This is a genomic window from Rhodobacter xanthinilyticus (genome assembly GCF_001856665.1).
In the GTDB taxonomy this organism is placed as follows: domain Bacteria; phylum Pseudomonadota; class Alphaproteobacteria; order Rhodobacterales; family Rhodobacteraceae; genus Rhodobacter; species Rhodobacter xanthinilyticus.
The window spans coordinates 193,006-211,747 of the sequence record NZ_CP017782.1 but is presented as its reverse complement, the minus strand read 5'-3'; the positions used below and the strand labels follow the sequence as shown (position 1 = coordinate 211,747).

15 protein-coding genes and 1 pseudogene are annotated in these 18,742 nt (G+C 63.5%); 13 read left to right on the top strand and 3 right to left on the bottom strand.

All coding sequences use genetic code 11. The features are described 5' to 3' along the window. Positions 1–46 precede the first annotated feature (46 nt). The 4 genes from istA (at position 47) to LPB142_RS17840 (ending at position 4,625) form a co-directional block, all read left to right on the top strand. Positions 47–1,534 carry an IS21 family transposase gene (gene istA, locus LPB142_RS17855; protein WP_071165182.1) on the top strand — a complete coding sequence of 496 codons (1,488 nt, stop codon included), beginning with the start codon at positions 47–49 and terminating at the stop codon, positions 1,532–1,534. Then, entirely contained in the window at positions 1,531–2,295 is a 765-nt protein-coding gene (gene istB, locus LPB142_RS17850; protein WP_071165181.1) for an IS21-like element helper ATPase IstB, read from the top strand. The genes istA and istB overlap by 4 nt, the downstream gene beginning before the upstream one ends. A gap of 320 nt (positions 2,296–2,615) precedes the next feature. Further along, the gene (locus LPB142_RS17845; RefSeq protein ID WP_071167434.1) at positions 2,616–3,635 is read left to right on the top strand and encodes a nucleotidyltransferase family protein; all 1,020 of its coding nucleotides are present in this window, start codon (positions 2,616–2,618) and stop codon (positions 3,633–3,635) included. A 585-nt stretch (positions 3,636–4,220) separates the two neighbouring features. Then, on the top strand, positions 4,221–4,625 hold the full coding sequence (locus tag LPB142_RS17840; RefSeq protein WP_071167433.1) for a single-stranded DNA-binding protein: 405 nt from the start codon (positions 4,221–4,223) through the stop codon (positions 4,623–4,625). Between the two features lie 354 nt (positions 4,626–4,979). Here LPB142_RS17840 and LPB142_RS17835 read toward each other — a convergent pair whose 3' ends face one another. Genes LPB142_RS17835 through LPB142_RS17825 form a run of 3 tightly spaced genes read right to left on the bottom strand, consistent with a single transcriptional unit; the run spans position 4,980 to position 6,618 of the window. Continuing rightward, the gene (locus tag LPB142_RS17835; protein ID WP_156894466.1) at positions 4,980–5,231 is read right to left on the bottom strand and encodes a hypothetical protein; all 252 of its coding nucleotides are present in this window, start codon (positions 5,229–5,231) and stop codon (positions 4,980–4,982) included. Positions 5,232–5,251: 20 nt separating this feature from the next. Continuing rightward, positions 5,252–5,893 (bottom strand): hypothetical protein, encoded by a 642-nt coding sequence (locus tag LPB142_RS17830; RefSeq protein ID WP_071167431.1) that lies wholly within the window; start codon positions 5,891–5,893, stop codon positions 5,252–5,254. Further along, a complete protein-coding gene (locus LPB142_RS17825; RefSeq protein WP_083392810.1) occupies positions 5,893–6,618 on the bottom strand; it encodes a nucleotide-binding protein in 726 nt (241 codons plus the stop codon). The genes LPB142_RS17830 and LPB142_RS17825 overlap by 1 nt, the downstream gene beginning before the upstream one ends. Positions 6,619–7,333: 715 nt before the next feature. Between LPB142_RS17825 and mobC the strand changes: the two genes are divergently transcribed. The 9 genes and pseudogenes from mobC (at position 7,334) to LPB142_RS19665 (ending at position 18,573) form a co-directional block, all read left to right on the top strand. Continuing rightward, positions 7,334–7,693 carry a plasmid mobilization relaxosome protein MobC gene (gene mobC, locus LPB142_RS19230; protein ID WP_198037901.1) on the top strand — a complete coding sequence of 120 codons (360 nt, stop codon included), beginning with the start codon at positions 7,334–7,336 and terminating at the stop codon, positions 7,691–7,693. Positions 7,694–7,799: 106 nt separating this feature from the next. Further along, entirely contained in the window at positions 7,800–9,488 is a 1,689-nt protein-coding gene (locus tag LPB142_RS17815; protein WP_071167428.1) for a relaxase/mobilization nuclease domain-containing protein, read from the top strand. A 120-nt stretch (positions 9,489–9,608) separates the two neighbouring features. Beyond that, complete coding sequence (locus LPB142_RS17810) at positions 9,609–9,854, top strand: hypothetical protein (RefSeq protein ID WP_083392808.1); 246 nt, start codon at positions 9,609–9,611, stop codon at positions 9,852–9,854. A 174-nt stretch (positions 9,855–10,028) separates the two neighbouring features. Beyond that, positions 10,029–10,325 (top strand): helix-turn-helix domain-containing protein, encoded by a 297-nt coding sequence (locus tag LPB142_RS17805; protein ID WP_071167427.1) that lies wholly within the window; start codon positions 10,029–10,031, stop codon positions 10,323–10,325. Further along, entirely contained in the window at positions 10,322–11,629 is a 1,308-nt protein-coding gene (locus LPB142_RS17800) for a HipA domain-containing protein (protein WP_071167426.1), read from the top strand. The genes LPB142_RS17805 and LPB142_RS17800 overlap by 4 nt, the downstream gene beginning before the upstream one ends. Positions 11,630–11,867: 238 nt before the next feature. Next, positions 11,868–14,489: a tellurite resistance TerB family protein gene (locus LPB142_RS17790; protein WP_156894464.1), complete on the top strand. Its 2,622-nt coding sequence runs from the start codon at positions 11,868–11,870 to the stop codon at positions 14,487–14,489. Next, on the top strand, positions 14,476–15,786 hold the full coding sequence (locus LPB142_RS17785) for an ATP-binding protein (protein WP_071167424.1): 1,311 nt from the start codon (positions 14,476–14,478) through the stop codon (positions 15,784–15,786). The genes LPB142_RS17790 and LPB142_RS17785 overlap by 14 nt, the downstream gene beginning before the upstream one ends. Positions 15,787–15,795: 9 nt before the next feature. Next, positions 15,796–17,958: pseudogene (locus tag LPB142_RS17780) on the top strand (DEAD/DEAH box helicase); the annotation flags it as partial. Further along, entirely contained in the window at positions 17,932–18,573 is a 642-nt protein-coding gene (locus LPB142_RS19665; protein WP_232231054.1) for an exonuclease domain-containing protein, read from the top strand. The pseudogene LPB142_RS17780 and the gene LPB142_RS19665, both read left to right, overlap by 27 nt. Positions 18,574–18,742 lie beyond the last annotated feature (169 nt).

The following is an 18,742-nucleotide window of genomic DNA, read 5'->3' as shown; positions in this document are numbered from 1 at the left end:
ACTTTTCCCTTCTTGCGGCAGCAGGGAGGGTGGGGAGATTTATACCGTGGAACTTTACAAGAAGGTTCGCTTGGCGTGTGCCGAGGGCATGAGCGCGCGGGCGGCGGCGAAGCATTTCAACATTTCGCGCGGGACGGTTGAGAAGATGTTGGCCTTCTCGGTGCCGCCTGGCTACCGGCGGGACAAGCCGATCAGGCGGCCGAAGCTGGACGGGTTCACCGAGTTCATTGACGCCTGGCTTGAAGCCGACAAGGCGGTGCATCGCAAGCAGCGTCATACGGCCAAGCGGATATGGGAACGGCTTCAGGCCGAGCATGGCTTCACCGGCGGCTATACGATCGTCAAGGATTACGTGCGTGAGCGTGAGCGGCGGACACGGGAGATGTTCGTGCCACTGGCCCATCCGCCGGGCCATGCTCAGGCCGATTTTGGCGAAGCGGTCGTCGTCATCGCCGGTGTCGAGCAGAAGGCGCATTTCTTTGTCATCGACCTGCCGCACAGCGATGCCTATTTCGTCCGGGCCTATCCGGCGGCGACGGCGGAGGCCTGGATAGACGGGCATGTCCGCGCCTTTGCCTTCTTCGGCGGGGTGCCGCAGTCGGTGCTCTACGATAACGACCGCTGCCTGGTCTCGAAGATCCAGCCAGATGGCACGCGCATCCGCGCCACGCTGTTCAGCGGCTTGCAGTCGCATTACCTGTTTCGGGATCGCTATGGTCGGCCCGGGAAGGGGAACGACAAGGGCGCTGTCGAGGGGATGGTCGGCTACGCCCGCCGCAACCACATGGTGCCGATCCCCCACTTTGCCAGTTGGGACGCCTTCAACGCCGACCTTGAAGGGCAGTGCTGCGCACGCCTCACGCGCATTCTTCGGGGTCACAAGGAGACGATCGGCGAGAGGCTGCAGCGCGATCTGGCGGCGATGCGCCCATTGCCTACTGCCCCGTTCGACGCCTGCGACCAAGCGAGCGGCAGGGTCAGCTCGCAGTCGCTCGTGCGCTATGACACCAACGATTACTCGGTCCCGGTCGCCTATGGCCATCAGGATGTCTGGATCCGCGGCTATGTCGATGAGGTCGTGATCGGCTGTCGCGGGGAGGTGATCGCCCGACACCCGCGCTGTTACGATCGCGAGGACATGATCTTCGACCCGGTTCACTACCTCCCGCTGATCGAGCGCAAGATCAATGCCTTGGACCAGGCTGCGCCTCTGGCGGAATGGGACCTGCCCGAAGAGTTCCAGACTTTGCGCCGCCTGATGGAGGCGCGCATGCTCAAGATGGGGCGCCGCGAGTATGTGCAGGTGCTGCGGCTGCTTGAGACCTTTGGCATGGATGACCTGCATGCCGCCGTGAAGAAGGCCCTGAAGCTGGGCGCGGTCGGCTTTGACGCCGTGAAGCACCTCGTGCTTTGCCAGGTCGAGAAGCGCCCCCCAAGGCTTGATCTCGATGTCTACCCCTACCTGCCGCGGGCGAACGTCGAGACGACGCGTGCGGCCAGCTACATGGCCTTGATGTCGGAGGCGGCGGAATGAGCGAGGCTCCGAAGATCCTGCTTGCCCACCATCTGAAGACGCTGAAGCTGCCCACCTTCCTGCGGGAACACGAGAAGGTTGCGCGCCAATGCGCCGCCGAAGGGTTGGACCATGTCCAATTCCTGTCGCGCCTCGTTGAACTGGAACTCATTGACCGCGAGCGGCGGATGGTCGAGCGCCGCATCAAGGCTGCGAAGTTCCCGGCCACCAAAAGCCTCGACAGCTTCGACTTCAAGGCGATCCCGAAGCTGAACAAGATGCAGGTGCTGGAACTGGCGCGCTGCGAATGGATCGAACGGCGTGAGAACGTGATCGCCCTTGGCCCCAGCGGAACCGGCAAGACCCACATTGCCTTGGGCCTCGGGTTGGCGGCCTGCCAGAAGGGCATGTCTGTCAGCTTCACCACCGCCGCCGCGCTGGTCAACGAGCTGATGGAGGCGCGAGACGAACGTCGGCTGCTGCGCGTCCAGAAGCAGATGGCTGCCGTCAAGCTGCTGATCATCGACGAGCTCGGGTTCGTGCCCCTGTCAAAGACCGGCGCCGAGCTGCTTTTTGAGATGATCTCCCAGCGCTACGAGCGCGGTGCCACGCTGATCACCAGCAATCTGCCCTTCGATGAATGGACCGAGACCTTCGGCACCGAGCGGCTGACCGGCGCGCTCCTCGACCGGTTGACCCACCACGTCAACATCCTCGAGATGAACGGCGAAAGCTATCGCCTCGCGCAAAGTCGCGCGCGCAAGACCGGCGACAACACCTGATCCAAAGTATCAGACTTGGACCTGACGGTCCAAGGCGGCCAGTCACCCGCAAGCTATATGGAGAGCGCGGCTGACTGGCCGCCGCCCATCAGCCGCGTCTCGCGCAAACCCAAAGTGGCCCAATTTTGCGCCGCCCCGTGGCCCAATTTTACTCCGCCGTTGACACTTCAAGCCCGGCGGCCGGGCTTCACTTCCTCTGGCGCTCGCAATTCGCAAATCAACGCGGCAGAGCACCCAGGGGCCATGTGCAGCAAAAAAATAATTTGTCGCACATAGGATGATGTGCGACAAATTTGAAATCGTTGCACACGAGGCCCCTCATGGAGATCATCTCACACAGCCAGATCGCACAGGCCGCTTATCAAGACCTGCTTCGGCTGCATCTCGACGAGCGCGTGGCGGCGGTGACCGGCACCATCGAAGAACGCCATCGCGGCGGACGAACCTATCTTTACGAGCGGTTTCGGCTCGGGACGGAGGCCCGCAGCCGCTATCTCGGCGAGGACACTCCCGAGCTTCGCGACCGGCTGGCGCGGGCGGCGGCGCTGAAGTCCGATGCACAGGCGCGACGCCAGAGGATGACCCGGCTGACCCGTATCCTGCGCGCCGAGGGCTACATCGCCACCGATCGGGATACCGGCTCTTTGTTCCTCGCTTTCGCTCGGGCGGGGATGTTTCGCCTCGGCGGGACATTGATCGGAACAGCGGCCTTCGCGCTCTACCAGGGCGAACTCGGCGTGCGGATGGATGCGGAGCGGCTGGCACAGACCGGCGATATCGACTTGGCGAGCTTCCAGCGGCTCTCGGTCGCGCTGGAAGACAAGGTCGAAGAAGATCCGGGCGACATCCTCTCGGCGCTGAAATTCGATCCCGTGCCGGGGATATCGGACCGACAGATATGGAAATGGCGGCAGAGCCGGTCGGAGGTGATGGTCGAGTTCCTGACGCCCGCGTTCGGCGACGAGACGGTGAAACCCCTGCCCGCGCTTGGGGTCTCTGCGCAAGCTCTGAACTATCTCAACTACTTGATTGCAGAACCGATCCCGGCGATCGCACTCTATCGCTCGGGCGTGCTCGTGCAGATCCCGCGCCCCGAGCGCTTCGCGATCCACAAGCTGATTGTGGCAGACCGGCGTCGCGAAGGGTCGGATCGGGGCAAATCCGCGAAGGACCGGGCGCAGGCCGCCTTCCTGATCGAGGTGCTCGCGCAAGACCGCCCCGACGAGTTGGCCGAAGCCTGGGAGGATGCACGATCCCGCGGCCCGCGTTGGCGCAAGCGCCTCGACGCAAGCCTTGCCCGAATGGCCGAGACGGCAGATAGGCTCGCGAAACTGGGCTAGGCGCTGGCCCGGGGAGCAGCTCAAGCTCGGATCATTGGTCGCCGAGTGTCGTGCCCCATCGTTGCGGATCGTTTCCGCCGTTGTCGGTCTGTGGCGGAGCGCCCCAACCGCCACCTTCTCCCCTTCCCGGGTGCTTTTCCCATCACCGGCCGCCCGGTCTCCAGCTGTTCAGTGCCATGCCGGTCCATGAGGATCCCTCATCCGCCGTTCTTCGCCATACCCTTGGCCTTCCGGGCGCGGCCGCAGAGAAGGGGGCTTTGGCCGCGTCGGTGGGTGCCGCCCAAGGTCGCGCGCGGGCGAGGCCGTCTCGTTGCCGGGGCGGGATGAACGGGTCTGCTGGCTCCCCCCTGGGCCGCCGTCGCTCGGCACATCCCTTCGACGCACAATCCCCTAAGCCTGTTCCGGCGCGCGCGCAACCCCGCTCAGGTCCGGGCCGTGTTGGCCCCTGCGGGGCCTGCCCGCGCCACCCCGGACCCTCGGGGGTTTCCGGCTCGGTTCCCGCGCCGTGCACGCCGCGCCCGACAGGCTTCTTCCGGGTCTTGTCGAAGGGACGGTCCCGGCGACAGGACACACAGGAGAATTCCCATGCAGAACATCGTCATCCTCGCCGGCAACATCGGTCAGGCCCCGGAGGTCCGCGCGACCCAGGGCGGCACCAAGATCACCAACTTCAGCCTCGCCACCTCGCGGCCGCGGCTTTCGGAAGGCCGGGTGCTGCGCGACGAGAACGGCTACCGGATCATGGACACGGAATGGCACCGCATCACCTGCTTCAACGGTCTGGGCAAGACGGTGGCGGAGCACTGCGAGAAGGGGATGAAGGTTCTGGTGCAGGGGCGCATCCACTACACGAAATGGACCGATGCGGCGGGCGTGGATCGCTACGGTTGCGAGATCATCGCGGAGCGGGTCGACTTCCTGAGCCGCCCGAAGGCTGCCGAGGGCGAAAGCCCCGAGTTCATCGACCGCGACGACGAGATCCCGTTCTGAAGAACGGGGCCTTGGCCAAAGCCCGGCGGACAAAACCGCCGGGCTTCCAGCATGGCGCCTCGCGAATAGAGTTGCGTCAGATCGCTCGGATCAAGGTCTCGCAGGCATCTGTGTTCAAGCGGCATGTTGGTGCGATGGCGCATAAGGCTCAAGTCCTCCATCTTGGCCGAGGCGGCGCCGACAAGGCAGTCTTGGCCCTGCGGCTGGTTTGCCGTCCAAACCTGCGCGAGGCTGATCCGCTCGCGTGCAGTTCTTGATCTAACTAATTGAATAGCATGGGTTTGTTGCGCCGAACTGCGGGTTTCCGCTGAGTGGCGCCACAAATATTGCATTATCATGGGGTTACGGCGGCACTCATGGCGTTTCTGGCGAGGTCTCCGGGGCGCCATCGGTGAAGGCCAAATCCCGCACGACGTTGAAATTCTTCGCTCGGCGCTTGTTGGCGGTGTACCAGACGATCTTGCGCTCCTTCGACTGCGAGAATTCGTAGACGACTCCGAGCACGTTCGTCTGATCGTGCGGGTCGAGCATCCATTCGACGGGCAGGCCGATGTCGATCGCCTGATGCGGCAACGACGGTGGTGCAGACTTTTTCTCATCACTCATGACTGGTCCCTCGATGGATTTCAAAAGCCGGATTCGGCAAGTGCGGCGTCGAAAGCCACTTCGAACCGCGCCCGAAACGCGGGCCCCATGGCGCGGCCGAGCCCGATGATGCCGAGCGGGTCGTGCCGCGCGCTGAGTTCGGCGACGAAGGTTTCGGGCAGGGTCAACGTCACGCTGGTTGGATGCCGACCTCGGGCGCCCCGTCGTTCGCAGACCTCCGGCCAGCCGGTGTCTTTCCAGTCGCGGCAGAGATCATCCCGCAGCCCCTGCGCGACACGCCGGATCAGGAAGGGGACCGGGCATCGCGCGGCTTTGGCCCAGGCTTCGACGCGCGGCGCCTGCGCTGCGGTGAGAGAAACGGCGACGTAAACGACCGTCGTTTTCACCACGCCTTGAGGCGTGTCGGGTGTTTCTGCCTCGTGGTTCGCAGCGGCCTCTGTGGCGGCCGCGCGCTCCTCGATCGCCGCCGAAGCCATCACGCCGAAACCTGTCTCCTTCCCGGCTTCCACCCCGGTCGCAAGCGCCGAGGTCTCCAGGTCGCGGGCGTTTGAAGCCGGCGAGCGGTCTTCTTTCGGATCGCCCGCGCTTTCGCCAAATCCCAGCGTCGCGGAAAACCCTGCATCGCGGCGAATGACCCGCATCATGTCCTTGCGCGGGGCCATCACGCGACCTCCATCGGAGCGGCGATCATCCGGTCGATCTCGTCGAGCAACTCTGCTGCCTCCTTCACGGCATTGAGCACATGGGTGGCAAGGCCGCGGTTCGGGGTATGCTCCGCGATCTCGCCCAGCAGTCCTTCGCGATCCATCCGCACATAGGCCGTGCGGTTTGAAAGGAACGCCTCGCAGGCGGGCAGGGCGGCGAACAGTTCCTGCGCCACGGCCCGTTCCGCTTCCGAGACGCGCAGGGGCACCCGGTTCAGGATCACGGAAAACCCCGGCAACTCCTCGGGGCGATCGACCCGGCCGCGCAGGTTCATGTACCAGCTTGCCGTTTCGCGGGTTTCGCTCAGATCGCCGCGCGACAGCATCATCGGCGAGACGATGCGATGCGCGGCAATCGCCAGCATGTCCTGTGCTTCTGCCCCGCCGCCGAACGTGTCGATCAGCACCAGATGCTCCTGGTCGGGTTGTTCATAGATCTGCGCGATGGCCTCTGTGATCTCGAAAGCATCAAGCGAATGCACGACCTCGACGAGGGGCGACCAGTTTCCCGCTGTGCGTCCGGCGGCCATCCAGTGCAGGCAGGAACGCGAGGTGTCGGTGTCGAAGATCGTCACCGTTTCCCCCCTTGCGGCTGCGGCCGAGGCCAGCGCGCGGCAGAGCGTGCTTTTGCCCGATCCGCCTTTTCGGTTCATCACCAGAACGACGCGTATCCCGTTACTCATGAAACTTCCTCATCTTGCGGCGTGCCGAAGGCATCTATCTGATCGCGGAACACCGTTTGAATTATTCACTGTGTGAATATCGAAATTCATCCCGCGCAATGCGAATTGCGCAGAACATAAAGCGAAAAGCGAAAGTCGTTTGACTTATCGCGTCTCGCTTTTATCTGATATCATCTTACGGTTGATTTTTTGCGCGCTGCAGAGCGCACGTCGCTGATGCCTGACTACGCATCTCACTCGTCCTTTCTCGGTCCCCGGTCTAGGAATGGCGGGGCAACATTGCGCCATAACAACATGTTACGGCGTTGATTTTTATCACATTGATTGCCCTCTCCCGGTGGAGGGAAGGACGTTTGCGCGAACAGCTTGTCGCGATGAGGGAGCCGCGAAAGGCGTTCGGTGATCGGCGGCTTACCTTGCGTAAACGTCTTTCGCAAGTGTGCTGAATCGCCTCATGGTTGCGATTGCAAAAGGGAGAAAGATAAGAGTAAGGGTGGTGGCAGGAAATGCGTGATGTCTACAAAAAATAATGAGTGTGACGGTGAAGAAAAAAACCCTTCGAGATAATGCGCCTGAAGCTCCCCCCGGCCCGCGAATTGCGCCGGAGCGGTCGGTGGCGGAGCCCGGTAGGGAAGGGGGCACGCGCCCGGGTCGGGGAAGGCCCCAGAAGGAGGGTTGCGGGCAGGTGGTCTCGTGCAGGCTGCCCGCAGAAGAGGTGGCGGCTTTCGATGCGCTCTGCGACCAGCTTGGCGTGAAATCCCGATCGGACGGGATTCGGGCGATCATCCGCATGAGCGCGGGGTTTCTGGAATTCGGCCCGGAAGATGCGGCACGGCTCGATGGCATCCAGCGCGAGTTGCACAAGATCGGGGTCAATGTGAACCAGATCGCGCTGGCGGCGAACCGGGGCAGGGTGTCGATGGTCAAGGAGCAGTGGGCCGGAATCGACGAGTTGCGCTTGAGGCTACCGGTGCTGCGCGCGACCCTGTCGCAGGTGATCAGTGAGCGGCGTCGGCGGGGCGTGACCCTCTACCGGAAGTTCGTGGCAGAGCATCAGGGGCACCAGGTTGGCTAAGCTTGCGACACGGCCCGGCCGAGGTGTCGTTGACGCCCTGCTTGGCGATCTTGATGTGTTGCGACCGCAGCGGGGGCGTGCGCGGGGAACGAGCGGGGCAGGGTTTGTGCGCTTTTCGCCCCGGGCGGCGCAGCTTTGGCGCTTTGCGCTTGGATCGAACGCGGCGGTGATCAAGAAGATCAATCGGGGCGGGACGCATACAGCCAAGGATTTGCGGGCGCAGTTCGATTACCTGTTCTCGAAGTCCGAGGCGATTTTTGGCAATGCCGTCGCCCATGATCCCAACGCGCGCGGACTTGCCGCCGAGGAACGCCGCGAGATCGCAGAGGCCTGGGGCGATGACTGGCGCGGCGCACCGAAGAACGGGCACACGAGCCATCTTCTGCTCAGCTTTCCCTCGCATGTCGCGCCAGAGAAGGCGAAGCTGATCGCCGAGGCCTGGGCCTTCGAGATGTTTCAGTCCGGGGCGCATCAGGCGGAGGAATGGGCCTATGTCGCGGCGCTGCACACCGACCGGGCGCATCCGCATGTGCATGTCGTGGTGAACAACCGCGGTCTGATCGACGGGCAGTGGTTCTACATGGCCCGCGAGCATGCGTTCAATCTCGACATGATGAAAACCCGGATGGTCGAGATCGCGGCGGAAGAGGGGGTGTTTCTCGATGCCACCTCGCGGGCCGAGCGGGGGATTCTGAGCTACGGTCCGAGCCGGGCCGAGATCGAGCGGGCGAAGGCGCAGGGCCGTGCGCCCGAGGAGAGGATGCGCGAGGGTCGGGCGCTGGATGAGGCCCTGTCAAGCATGACCCGCTCCGCCGAAACCCTGCGCGGGCTTGCGCATCTGGCCGCCTTGACCGGGCTCGACGAGATCGCCACGCGGATCGGTGCCGCCGAGGCGGCCTTGGTCCGTGGCGGTATCGTGAGTGCTTTCCCTGCCTCCGAGCACCGCGAGAGCCGTGTCGATCTCGAGCGGCATTTCGAAGGTTGGATGGGGCAGGCGCTGGAGCGGATCGGGGCGCGGCCGGAACAGGAGCAACTGGTGCTGCGCAAGGAATTGTTCGGCCATGCCCGCGAAGTTCTCGACGGGCTTGGGGATCGGCGCGGCGTGCAGTTGCTGGAGATGCCGGCGCAGTCGGAGATCTACGGTCGGTCGGTGGCTTTGCGGCGCGCGGACGCGATGCGGCATGGCCTGCCGGGCATGTGCGATCCGCCTTTGGACATCAGCGAAAAGATATCGGCGCTCGGGGTTCAGATCGGCCTCGAACCCCGGCGGTTGAGAGAGCGTATCGACCGCGGCCCCGCGAATGCCTTCGAGGAACGGCTTTGGGTTCGGGACGATCTGCGCGCTGTCGCGGCGCATCGCAACCTCGATCTCGAAGACCGGAAGCAGAGGGGGCAGGCCGGCTTCACGCTCCGGCAGTTCCATGAACAGGCCGAAGCATTGATCGATGCCGGTCACCGGCGCGAAACCGATGCGCAGTCCGCACGGCTCCTCGGGACGATGCGCGCGATGGCCCGGACGATTGCGGCGACCGGCACGGTGTGTTTCGGGTCGGACGAAGAGGCGCAACGTTTCGCGGCGGATCTGCGCCAGAGATATGGGAAGGGGGTTGCGACGGATCTGGCGGCGGGGCGGACCGACGCGCTGATGCAGGACTTCCCGGAAAAGCGGGAGAGGCAAGCGGTGGCGCTGGCGTTCACCGTCGCGGCGCGGGCCCATCCTGGCATGGGTGTGACCTTGCGGGAGGCAGAGCGGGCGGAGGTGCGACACCGCAACGAAGATCGGGAACTGGAATAGAAGCGCCCTGTTGCCTAACTTGCTGAGGAACGCTCTGACCGGCCGATGCCGCCTCTGTTACGGCAAGACTGCTATTATGACCTCGGGGGAGGGCGCTTTCGTCTCAGGAGGTTTTTCCCGATGAAGATTGTTGTCTGGGGGATGGAGATCCAAATGGATTCTACGGCGGTCTTGTTTTTTGTGCTGGTTATCTTCCTGTTCTGGATCTCGATCTGGGTTCCGGCAACGATGGCGGCGGAGCGTGGCAGGTCGGTGTTCGGATGGCTCCTTCTGACGCTGTTCTTCTCGCCCATGATCACCATCATCGCGCTGCTGGTTCTGGGGCCCACGGTCGAAAAGGCTCTGGAGCGGATGCACAGGAGATAGCGGAGGCTGCTCCCCGTAGGGGCTTGCGGGTGCCGTTCTTGCGATCGTCTTACCGAAAAAGGTAATATTTCTACTTCCGGATCGCCTCCTGCCTAATCTTATTGAAAAGGATAAGATAGCTTGAGGAATGTGCCTTGGAGTGCTATTTTTATCGAAATCGGTAAGGTGGCCCGGATGCCTGATCACACAGATGAGCTGGACGCCCTTCTCGGCCTTATCGGGAGGCGCCTGCGTGCCACGCGGGTCGCGCAGGGGCTCAACCTCGAGCAGCTGGCGTGTCTGACTGGCATCAGCGCGCCCGCGCTGTCGCTGATCGAGACCGCCAAGCGCGATGCCCGGGTGACGACCCTCGCAAGGATTGCCCGCGCCCTGCGCGTGCCTCTTGCCGATCTTCTGGAGGATCGCACATCAAGGCCCGGTGAAGCCGGTGGGTCGAATGGCCAGGGCTATGACTTGGGGGATTATCGGTGAGCGTGAGGGTTCCGATCTGGTTCGACGCGCTCGAGGTCGGGCAGATCGAGGTGGCCGCCGACGGGTCGCTCACTCTGCACTATGCCGCGCGCTGGCTGCAGACGGCGGGCGCCTTCCCGCTCTCGGTAACGATGCCGCTGCGCGCCGAGCCCCACTGTTCGGAAGCCCTCTCGCCTTGGCTTGCCAATCTGCTGCCCGAAGAGGAGCAACTGGCGGGCCTGACACGCGCCCTTGGTCTCGATCAGGCGGATGTTCTGGCACTGCTGCAAGAGATTGGCGGCGATACGGCGGGGGCCTTCTCGTTCGGGGTGCCGACGGATCGCAGCCGGTGGTCTTACATGCCCCTGACGCAGCTCTACCTGACCGAAGATCCGCATGAAGCGTTGGAACGCCATTTCGAAGATCTCGGGCGCAGGCCGTTTCTGGTCGGGGAAGACGGCGTGCGGCAGTCCTTGGCGGGCGGGCAGAAAAAATCGGCGCTGAGTGTTCTGGGGCCGGATGGCGCCCCGGTGCTGCGCTTGCCGCAGAAAGGGGACAGGCTGGCGGTGCCGCGCAACGGGGCGCCCTCAACCTTGATCGTGAAGCCGGACAACCCCCACCTGCCCGGCATCACCGAGAACGAGGTCTGGTGTCTGCGGATGGCTCAGGCGATCGGCATCGAGGCGGCCGAGGCGACGATCCTGCAAGCCTCAAAGCGCGCCGCGATCGCTGTGCTGCGCTATGATCGAAGGCTGGGGCGCGGCGGTCAGATCAACCGCCTGCATCAGGAGGACTTCGCTCAGGCCAATGGCCTGCCGCCGGGGCGCAAATACGAGCGCGGCACGCGGCCGGGCCTTGATCTCAAGACGCTGCTCGCGACGGCGCGCCATTGCAGCGCAAAAGACGCCCTCGCATTGCTCGATCAGGTCATTTTCAACATCCTCGTGGCCAACACCGATGCGCATGCGAAGAATTATTCGCTGCTCCTGCCCGTGGGTTCTGCTCCGAGCCTCGCGCCGCTCTATGACGTCTCGACCGTACTCCCTTGGCCGCACGTCGTGCAAAGCTATGCACAGAACATTGCTGACAAGAGGCGCACCCCGAACATGATTGCAGGGCGCCACTGGGAGGCGCTCGCCCGCGCGAACGGCTATCGGCCGAGCGATGTCAAGACTCGGGTCCGTCAGCTGGTGGATGCGCTTGTGGCGAAAAGGGTCGCTGTTTCCGCCGAGGTTGCGGCGCTGCGAGGGGCCAGCGAAGGATATGTCGTGCAGACCGCCGAAGCTGTCGAGGCGAACGCGCTACGCATGGCGGGGCGGCTGTAGGTCGGCGCCAAGGCGTTTCAGTAAAGCCCTTTTATCGTCAGGCAGATGGCCCAAGAGGCACGTCGAAGCAGTCGCTTAGGCGCCGAAGATCCGCATGAGGTATTGCACGTGCGGCGCCAATCTTCCCCGGATCAGTTTCGAGGCCAATCCGTGTTGCCGGACTTCGTAGACTTGTTGCTTAAATTTCAGCGATCGCTCAGACTGATGTGATATCCACCGCAGACATTTGAGATCCGCAATGCTCGCCGCCCTTGTCACTGTCCTTCGGGTCGTCTTCTTTTTCGCACTGTATTTTGTGATTTGCATGTTCGTGGTCGTGCTGGCGCTGCAAGACTGGCCCGTCGGCGCGCAGATGGCTCTGGCCTTCGGAGGCCCAGTGCTTCTGGTATCGGTGCAAGAAAGACGGCGCCGCAAACGGCGGCGCATGCGGGAACTCTTGCAAGCCGCGCAAGACCAGTCGCTGACGGAAAACGCCCGAGTTAGAACCGTGAACCCGCCTCCGCTTCCGGTTGGAACAACTGCGCAGAACATGCAAGGTCACGCGGAACTGCAGGCGAGGCGCGAGGCCGCTCAGGCTTCGCAAGCGGTCGAAGGCACAGGCCCCAGAACCTTGGAGGGCGAGCCAACCTCCGAGGCTCGCCGGGCGCGTCTTGAGCGCATCGAAGAACTCAAACAGGCACAGAGCGAGCGCAATCTGGAACGATTCACACAGCAGGGAGATGATCTCGGGCGTGTGCAGGAAGATCGCCCGCGCCCGGCGCCACCGCGGCAAGGATGGGTGCCACATGGACAGCGAGTCGATCTTGCCGGACGCGACATCGATGGGATGGTCTATGTCGGCACTCCGCTGCGCCTTGGGGGCGACGGCTATTACACCAAGAGCCGTCCGTTCATTGACCCCGCGCTTCCGGTCGCCCCTGTCGGGAGCGACAAGGATGGGCGCCAGATGCCCTACTGGCCAAGTTATTCGGAAATTTCCCCGGTTTGCCGGGCCACCTATCTGGATTGGCTTGCAGATGGCCGCAGGGATGCCAGCTATAACCCGGGCTACATGTTCCTGTATTTCTATGGACTTGAACGTCGTTTCTTCATGGACCAGGCGCCCGAAGAGGAAAAGCGTGAGATCCTCGAGGAAGTCAGGCGGCTTGCATCGGTTTATGCGCACAACGGATCGGCACAGCGTTATCTGGGCGAGTTCATTCAGATCGCGCAGATCGCGGTTCGTGATCCCGCCGCGTCGGAGCCTGTGTTCGATTTTCATGGCTGGGAGCTGCCCTTTGGCGTGAAGGCGGCGATCGGCACGAAAATTGCGCAGGGGGTACCGCTTGGCTGGGATTGGACGCTCAGCTGGCTGATCTGCCATCCCGAGCACCCGATGCGAACCGCATCGAAGCGATGTGCCGAAGAATTTCGTGCGCTCTTTCGGCTGCGTTTCGAAGAGCGATTTCCCGAAGGTTTGAAGGTCACCAAGCCTCGCAAGACCCTCGATGCCCGGTATCAGGCCGCGTCACAGGAGTTTCATGCCGATCTTTCGCCAAGGTTCGACGGCAAGCCCCTGCCCGATATTTCGGGCGTCCGGAAGCCAGTCGAGATCGCCCAGGAAATCGCCGATGAGGTTACGGAAGCGCTTGAAAGGTTCAGCCGCTATCTTGGGCGCAACCCGGAAGGTCGTGGGAGTCTTGAGGCCCATGCCTTGCTGCCACCTGAATTGCGTGAACTGTTCCCCTCGAAGCAGCTGGAAGAGCTGAGGGCCTGGGCATCGGAGCGCGTGGCTGCGGGAGGGATTGTTCCAGCGGTGGAGATGATCGCCAGGCTTGAGGACAAGCGGCCCGATAAACTTACCAAGGCTCAGCTGACGGGGGCTGCCGACACGCTGGCCCGCATCGGCTTCGGGCTTGCGCCCGATCCGCGCTTTGCCTTGCGCGCCCCGAAAATCGACGAGCCGCTGGTGATTTTTGCGCTCGAGGCACCGGTCGAGAATCTGGAGGATTTGTCTGCGGCCTACCGGCTGGCGCTGCTCGAACTGGCGCTTGGCGCCGTGGTCGTGCTGGCAGATGGTGTGGTGTCCGAACCGGAGCGGCAGGCGCTTCTGGCGCGGATCGCGCGGGCAGACCAAATCTCTGAACCTGAGCGGTTACAGCTGAAAGCCAACATGGAATGGCACCTTGCCGTGCCGCCCGACATCGCGCTTTTGCGCCGCAAGCTCAAGGAGGCCGGCCCCGACATGCAAAGCGCCCTGCGTGCCGCGCTGGTGGCCGCCGCCCACGCCGATGGCTTGATCCAGCCAGAGGAAGTCGTGCAGATCGAGAAGCTCTACCGTGCGCTTGGCCTCGATCCGGGGCTTGTCTACTCCGATATCCATGCTGGCGATGATGTCCCGGTTCGGGTCAGGCCCGCCAGCGCCGGAGCCCCGGGCGAGCCGATCTCGGATCAGGCATCGGCACCCCGGCGCGCGCTCGATCCGGCGCTTATCGCGGCGATCCGCTCGGATACGGCCCGCGTTTCCTCGGTCTTGGGCGAGATTTTCGGCGCGCCTGGCGAAGAGCAGGAGGAGGCATCGCAGCCCGAGCCTGCCGCTTCCGGCGGCAAAGAACCGGTCATAAAGGGGCTGGATCCGGCCGCTTCCGAGCTGGTGCTAGAAATTATCAACTGCACCCATTTGACCGAAGAGGCGTTCGATGCCGCCTGCAAACGGCACGGGCTGATGCCCGCCGGTGCGCTGGAGGCGATCAACGAATGGGCTTTTGAGACGCACGACGAGGCGCTTCTGGACGCTTACGACGGATATGATGTGTCGCCGCAGATTGCCGCTGCGGTGCGGGGGCAATTTGCCAAGGAGGAAGAGAATGTCGACGCTTAAACCCCGTGAGCGCGATGCGATCGTGCAGGCGCTGCGCGCTGGTGTCGTCCCGAAGCAGGGGCTCCGCCATCTTCAGGTCGGCCGCGTGCGCGAAATTGAGGAACTGGTTCGGGATATCGAACGCATCGCCGATGGCGGTGCCGCAATCCGCTTCGTGATCGGCGAATACGGGTCGGGCAAGACGTTCTTCATGAACCTGATCCGGTTGGTGGCGTTGGAAAAGGGGCTCGTGGTGATGTATGCCGATCTGGCCCCGGATCGGCGTTTGCATGCCTCCGGCGGGCAGGCGCGCGGGCTTTATGCCGAGATGGCGCGCAATCTCGCGACGCGGACAAAGTCAGATGGCGGCGCGCTGGCCAGTGTTGTCGAACGCTTCGTTTCGCAAGCGCAACGGGAGGCGGAACAGAACGATACGCCGACGGGAATGGTGATCCGCGCGCGGCTGGCGCATTTCGAGGAATTGACCGGCGGCTTCGACTTTGCCGAGGTCATCCGCCGCTACTGGGAGGGGCATGAGGCGGGCGATGAAGAGTTGAAGTCGGCGGCGCTGCGTTGGTTGCGCGCCGAGTTCGCCACCCGCACCGATGCGCGCAAGGCGCTTGGCGTGCGCACGATCGTTGACGATGCAAGCGTCTATGATCATCTCAAGCTGATGTCGGCCTTCGTGCGCGCGGCGGGCTACAAGGGGCTGCTCGTCGGGCTTGACGAGATGGTGAACCTGTTCAAGCTGACCTCGGCGCAGGCCCGTAACGCGAATTACGAGCAGATTCTGCGCATTCTCAATGATGTGCTGCAAGGCAGCGCCGAAAATCTGGGGTTCCTGATGGGGGGCACACCGGAATTCCTGATGAACACCCGGCGCGGTCTTTACAGCTACGAGGCGCTGCAATCGCGGCTTGCGGAAAACAGCTTCGCGCGCGAAGGGCTGGTTGATCTGTCCGGGCCAGTGATGCGGCTTGCCAGCCTGACGCCCGAGGATCTGTTCGTGCTCTTGCACAACATCCGCGCGGTCATGCAGCACGAAGACGAGATGGTTCCCGATGCCGCGCTTGAAGCCTTCATGGCGCATTGTTCGGAACGCATCGGCGAGGCTTATTTCCGCACCCCGCGCAACACGGTCACCGCCTTCGTCAACCTTCTGGCCGTGCTGCAACAAAATCCCGGCGTCGCCTGGTCCGATCTGATCACCGGCATCGAGGTGCGCCCCGATCAGGGCGATGACATGAGCGATGTCGACGAAACGACCGGGGCCGCGCCGCCGCAAGGTGATGACGAGCTTGTCAGTTTCCGGCTGTAGGGGAAGGGCGTGAGCGGCGCTTTCGAGAAACTCGCCCGCCCGGTTCAGAAATGGATCCGCGCGCAGGGGTGGCGCGAGTTGCGCGACATTCAGAGCCGCGCGATTGGCGCAATTTGTGACGGGCACGGCGATCTGATCCTCGCCGCCGCCACGGCAGGGGGCAAGACAGAGGCGGCCTTCCTGCCGCTGATTTCGCAGGTGTTGGACGCCCCCGCCGCCGAACCGGGTTTTGATCTGCTTTATATCGGTCCGCTCAAGGCCTTGATCACCGATCAGGCGCGACGGCTTGAGGATATTTGTGCCGAGAGCGGCTTGCCTGTTGTACCGTGGCATGGCGATGTCGCGGCCTCGGTGAAAGCGCGCGCCCTCAAGGCCCCGCGCGGCATCCTTCTGATCACGCCGGAATCGCTCGAGGCGCTGTTCGTGCGGCGCGGACTTGAAATCCCGCGCCTTTTCGGCGCCACGCGCAGCGTGGTGCTTGATGAACTCCATTCCATCCTCGACAGCGAGCGCGGCGTGCAGGTGCGCTCGCTTTTAACCCGGCTGGAACAGGCCACGGGCCATTCGTTGCGGCGGATCGGCCTTTCGGCGACGCTGGGCGACATGGGCCTTGCACGGCGCTATCTGCGCCCCGACGCCCCCGAAACGGTCGCGCTGATCGAGGCGTCGGGGGGCGAGGCAGAGTTGCGCTTGCAACTGCGCGGTTACCTCTCGGGTGAGGATAACGAAAGCGGCCCCTCGGCCACCGATGCGATTGCCGCGCATCTCTTCGATCATCTGCGCGGAAGCGACAATCTGGTCTTTGCCGGGGCGCGGCAGTCCGTTGAAATCTATGCCGACCGGCTGCGTGCGCGCTGCGAAGAGGCCCGCCTGCCGCAGGAATTCTATCCTCACCATGCCTCCTTGTCGCGCGAACATCGCGATTTCGTCGAAAAACGGCTGAAGGACCCGACCCAACCTACAACCGCGATCTGCACATCGACGCTCGAACTGGGCATCGACATCGGGGATGTCACCTGTGTGGCGCAGATCGGCGCGCCGTTCAGCGTGGCCGCTTTGCGCCAACGGCTTGGGCGTTCGGGGCGCCGCGCGGGCCAGCCCGCGATCTTGCGGCAGTATTCTGTCGAGACGCGGTTGACGCCGCAAAGCGGGCTTGTCGACCGGCTGCGGCTCGGCCTTGTGCGGGCGGTGGCGATGATCGAGCTTTTGCTTGAGGGTTGGTGCGAGCCTCCACGCGCTGATCAGCTGCATCTATCGACGCTTGTGCATCAGGTTCTCTCGGTGATTGCGGGGCAGGGCGGCGCTTCGGCTTCACAGTTGTATCGGCTGCTGTGCAGGGAAGGTCCTTTCCGTCAGGTCTCTCCGCCGCTCTTCACGGACGTATTGCGGGCGATCGGACGCGCCGAGGCCGGGCTGATCGAACAGGCCGCCAACGGGCTCCTGTTGCTCGGCCCGCGCGGTGAAAAACTGGTCGAGCACTATGGGTTCTATGCCGTTTTCCCGACGCCCGAGGAATACCGGCTGATTTCGGCGGGCCGCGACCTCGGAACAATCCCGCTCGACAATATCCTTGCCCCCGGAATGATGCTGATCTTCTCGGGACGTCGCTGGAGTGTTCGAGAAATCGACACCGACGCGAAGGTCATCATGGTCGAGCCCGCGCAGGGGGGAGTGCCGCCCCGGTTCGGGGGCGAGCCCGGGCTGATCCATGACCGGGTGATCGAAAAGATGCGCGATATCTATGCGGGTGATCAGAGCCCGGTCTACATGGATCGGACCGCGGTTGACCTCCTCGCCGAGGCGCGCTGCCATTACCATGCCGCGGGCTTTGCGCAATCCGCCATCGTGAATATCGGGCCGGGAAACTGGTTTCTTGCGACGGGGTGCGGCACCGTGAAGACCGCGACGCTTGCGCTGGCTTTGCAAGGCGTCGGGTATCAGGTTGATCGCCATGACGGGTTTCTTGAGCTCGCTTCCGGCACCGATGCACAGCCCCTTGAAAAGACGCTCGCGCAGTGGGCCGAGGGGGCGGAGGTGGATTTGTTCGCGGCTTCGCCCAACCTCATATTCGAACCGTATCACCCCTATCTCGGTGAGGGTCTGCTGCGCGCAGACGCATGCAGTTCACGGTTGGAGGCAGGGGTTTTGCCCAGGATATGTGCCCAGTTGCTTGAGGGCTGCGCCACATCTCACGCCAAGGCGGCGCCTGCCCGTGCGACATCGCGCGAAATTTCGCCGCTTCCGGGCGCTGAGTATCGTTTTCTCGCGCTGGATGTCGAAACCGCAAACGGAGATTGCGCGAGCATCTGTCAGATCGGCCTTGCCTGTGTGCGCCACGACGGATTGATCGACAGCTGGTCGAGTTATATCGATCCGGAAGTTCCCTTTTCCCCTTTCAACACGCGCCTGCACGGGATCGGGCCGGTCGAAGTGTGCGGTGCGCCGAGGTTTCTCGATGTCATCGCAGTGCTTGAGCCGCTGCTGAACCGTCACGTGATCTTTCAGCACAGCGGTTTCGATCAGCGCGCGATTGCGGGAGCCTTCGCACTCGCAGGAGTGCGGGCTCCCTCATGGCTGTGGCAAGACAGCGTCAAGATCGCCCGTTGCGCTTGGCCCGAATTCCGCGGCGACGGGGGGCATGGCCTCGCGCATCTTAAGGACCGTCTCGGACTCGACTTCGCGCATCACGACGCTGCGGAAGACGCGCGTGCTGCGGCGATGGTGGTGCTTCTGGCGGAGCAGCGGATGGGGCGCAACTTCGAAGAAATATTCGAGATCCAAGTGTGAATTTTGGGCGTTTTCACCCCCAAGACCGTGTGAGATCTGTCCGAGTGACGAGTTCGGCCCGTTCCGGCCTCTAGGCCCGCCCGGCAGCGATTTCGGAACCAGCCATTCGAGCGCACCGCAGCAAGAGGCGTGGGCAGCCCTCCGTAGTCGATCAAGCGGGGCGTAGCGC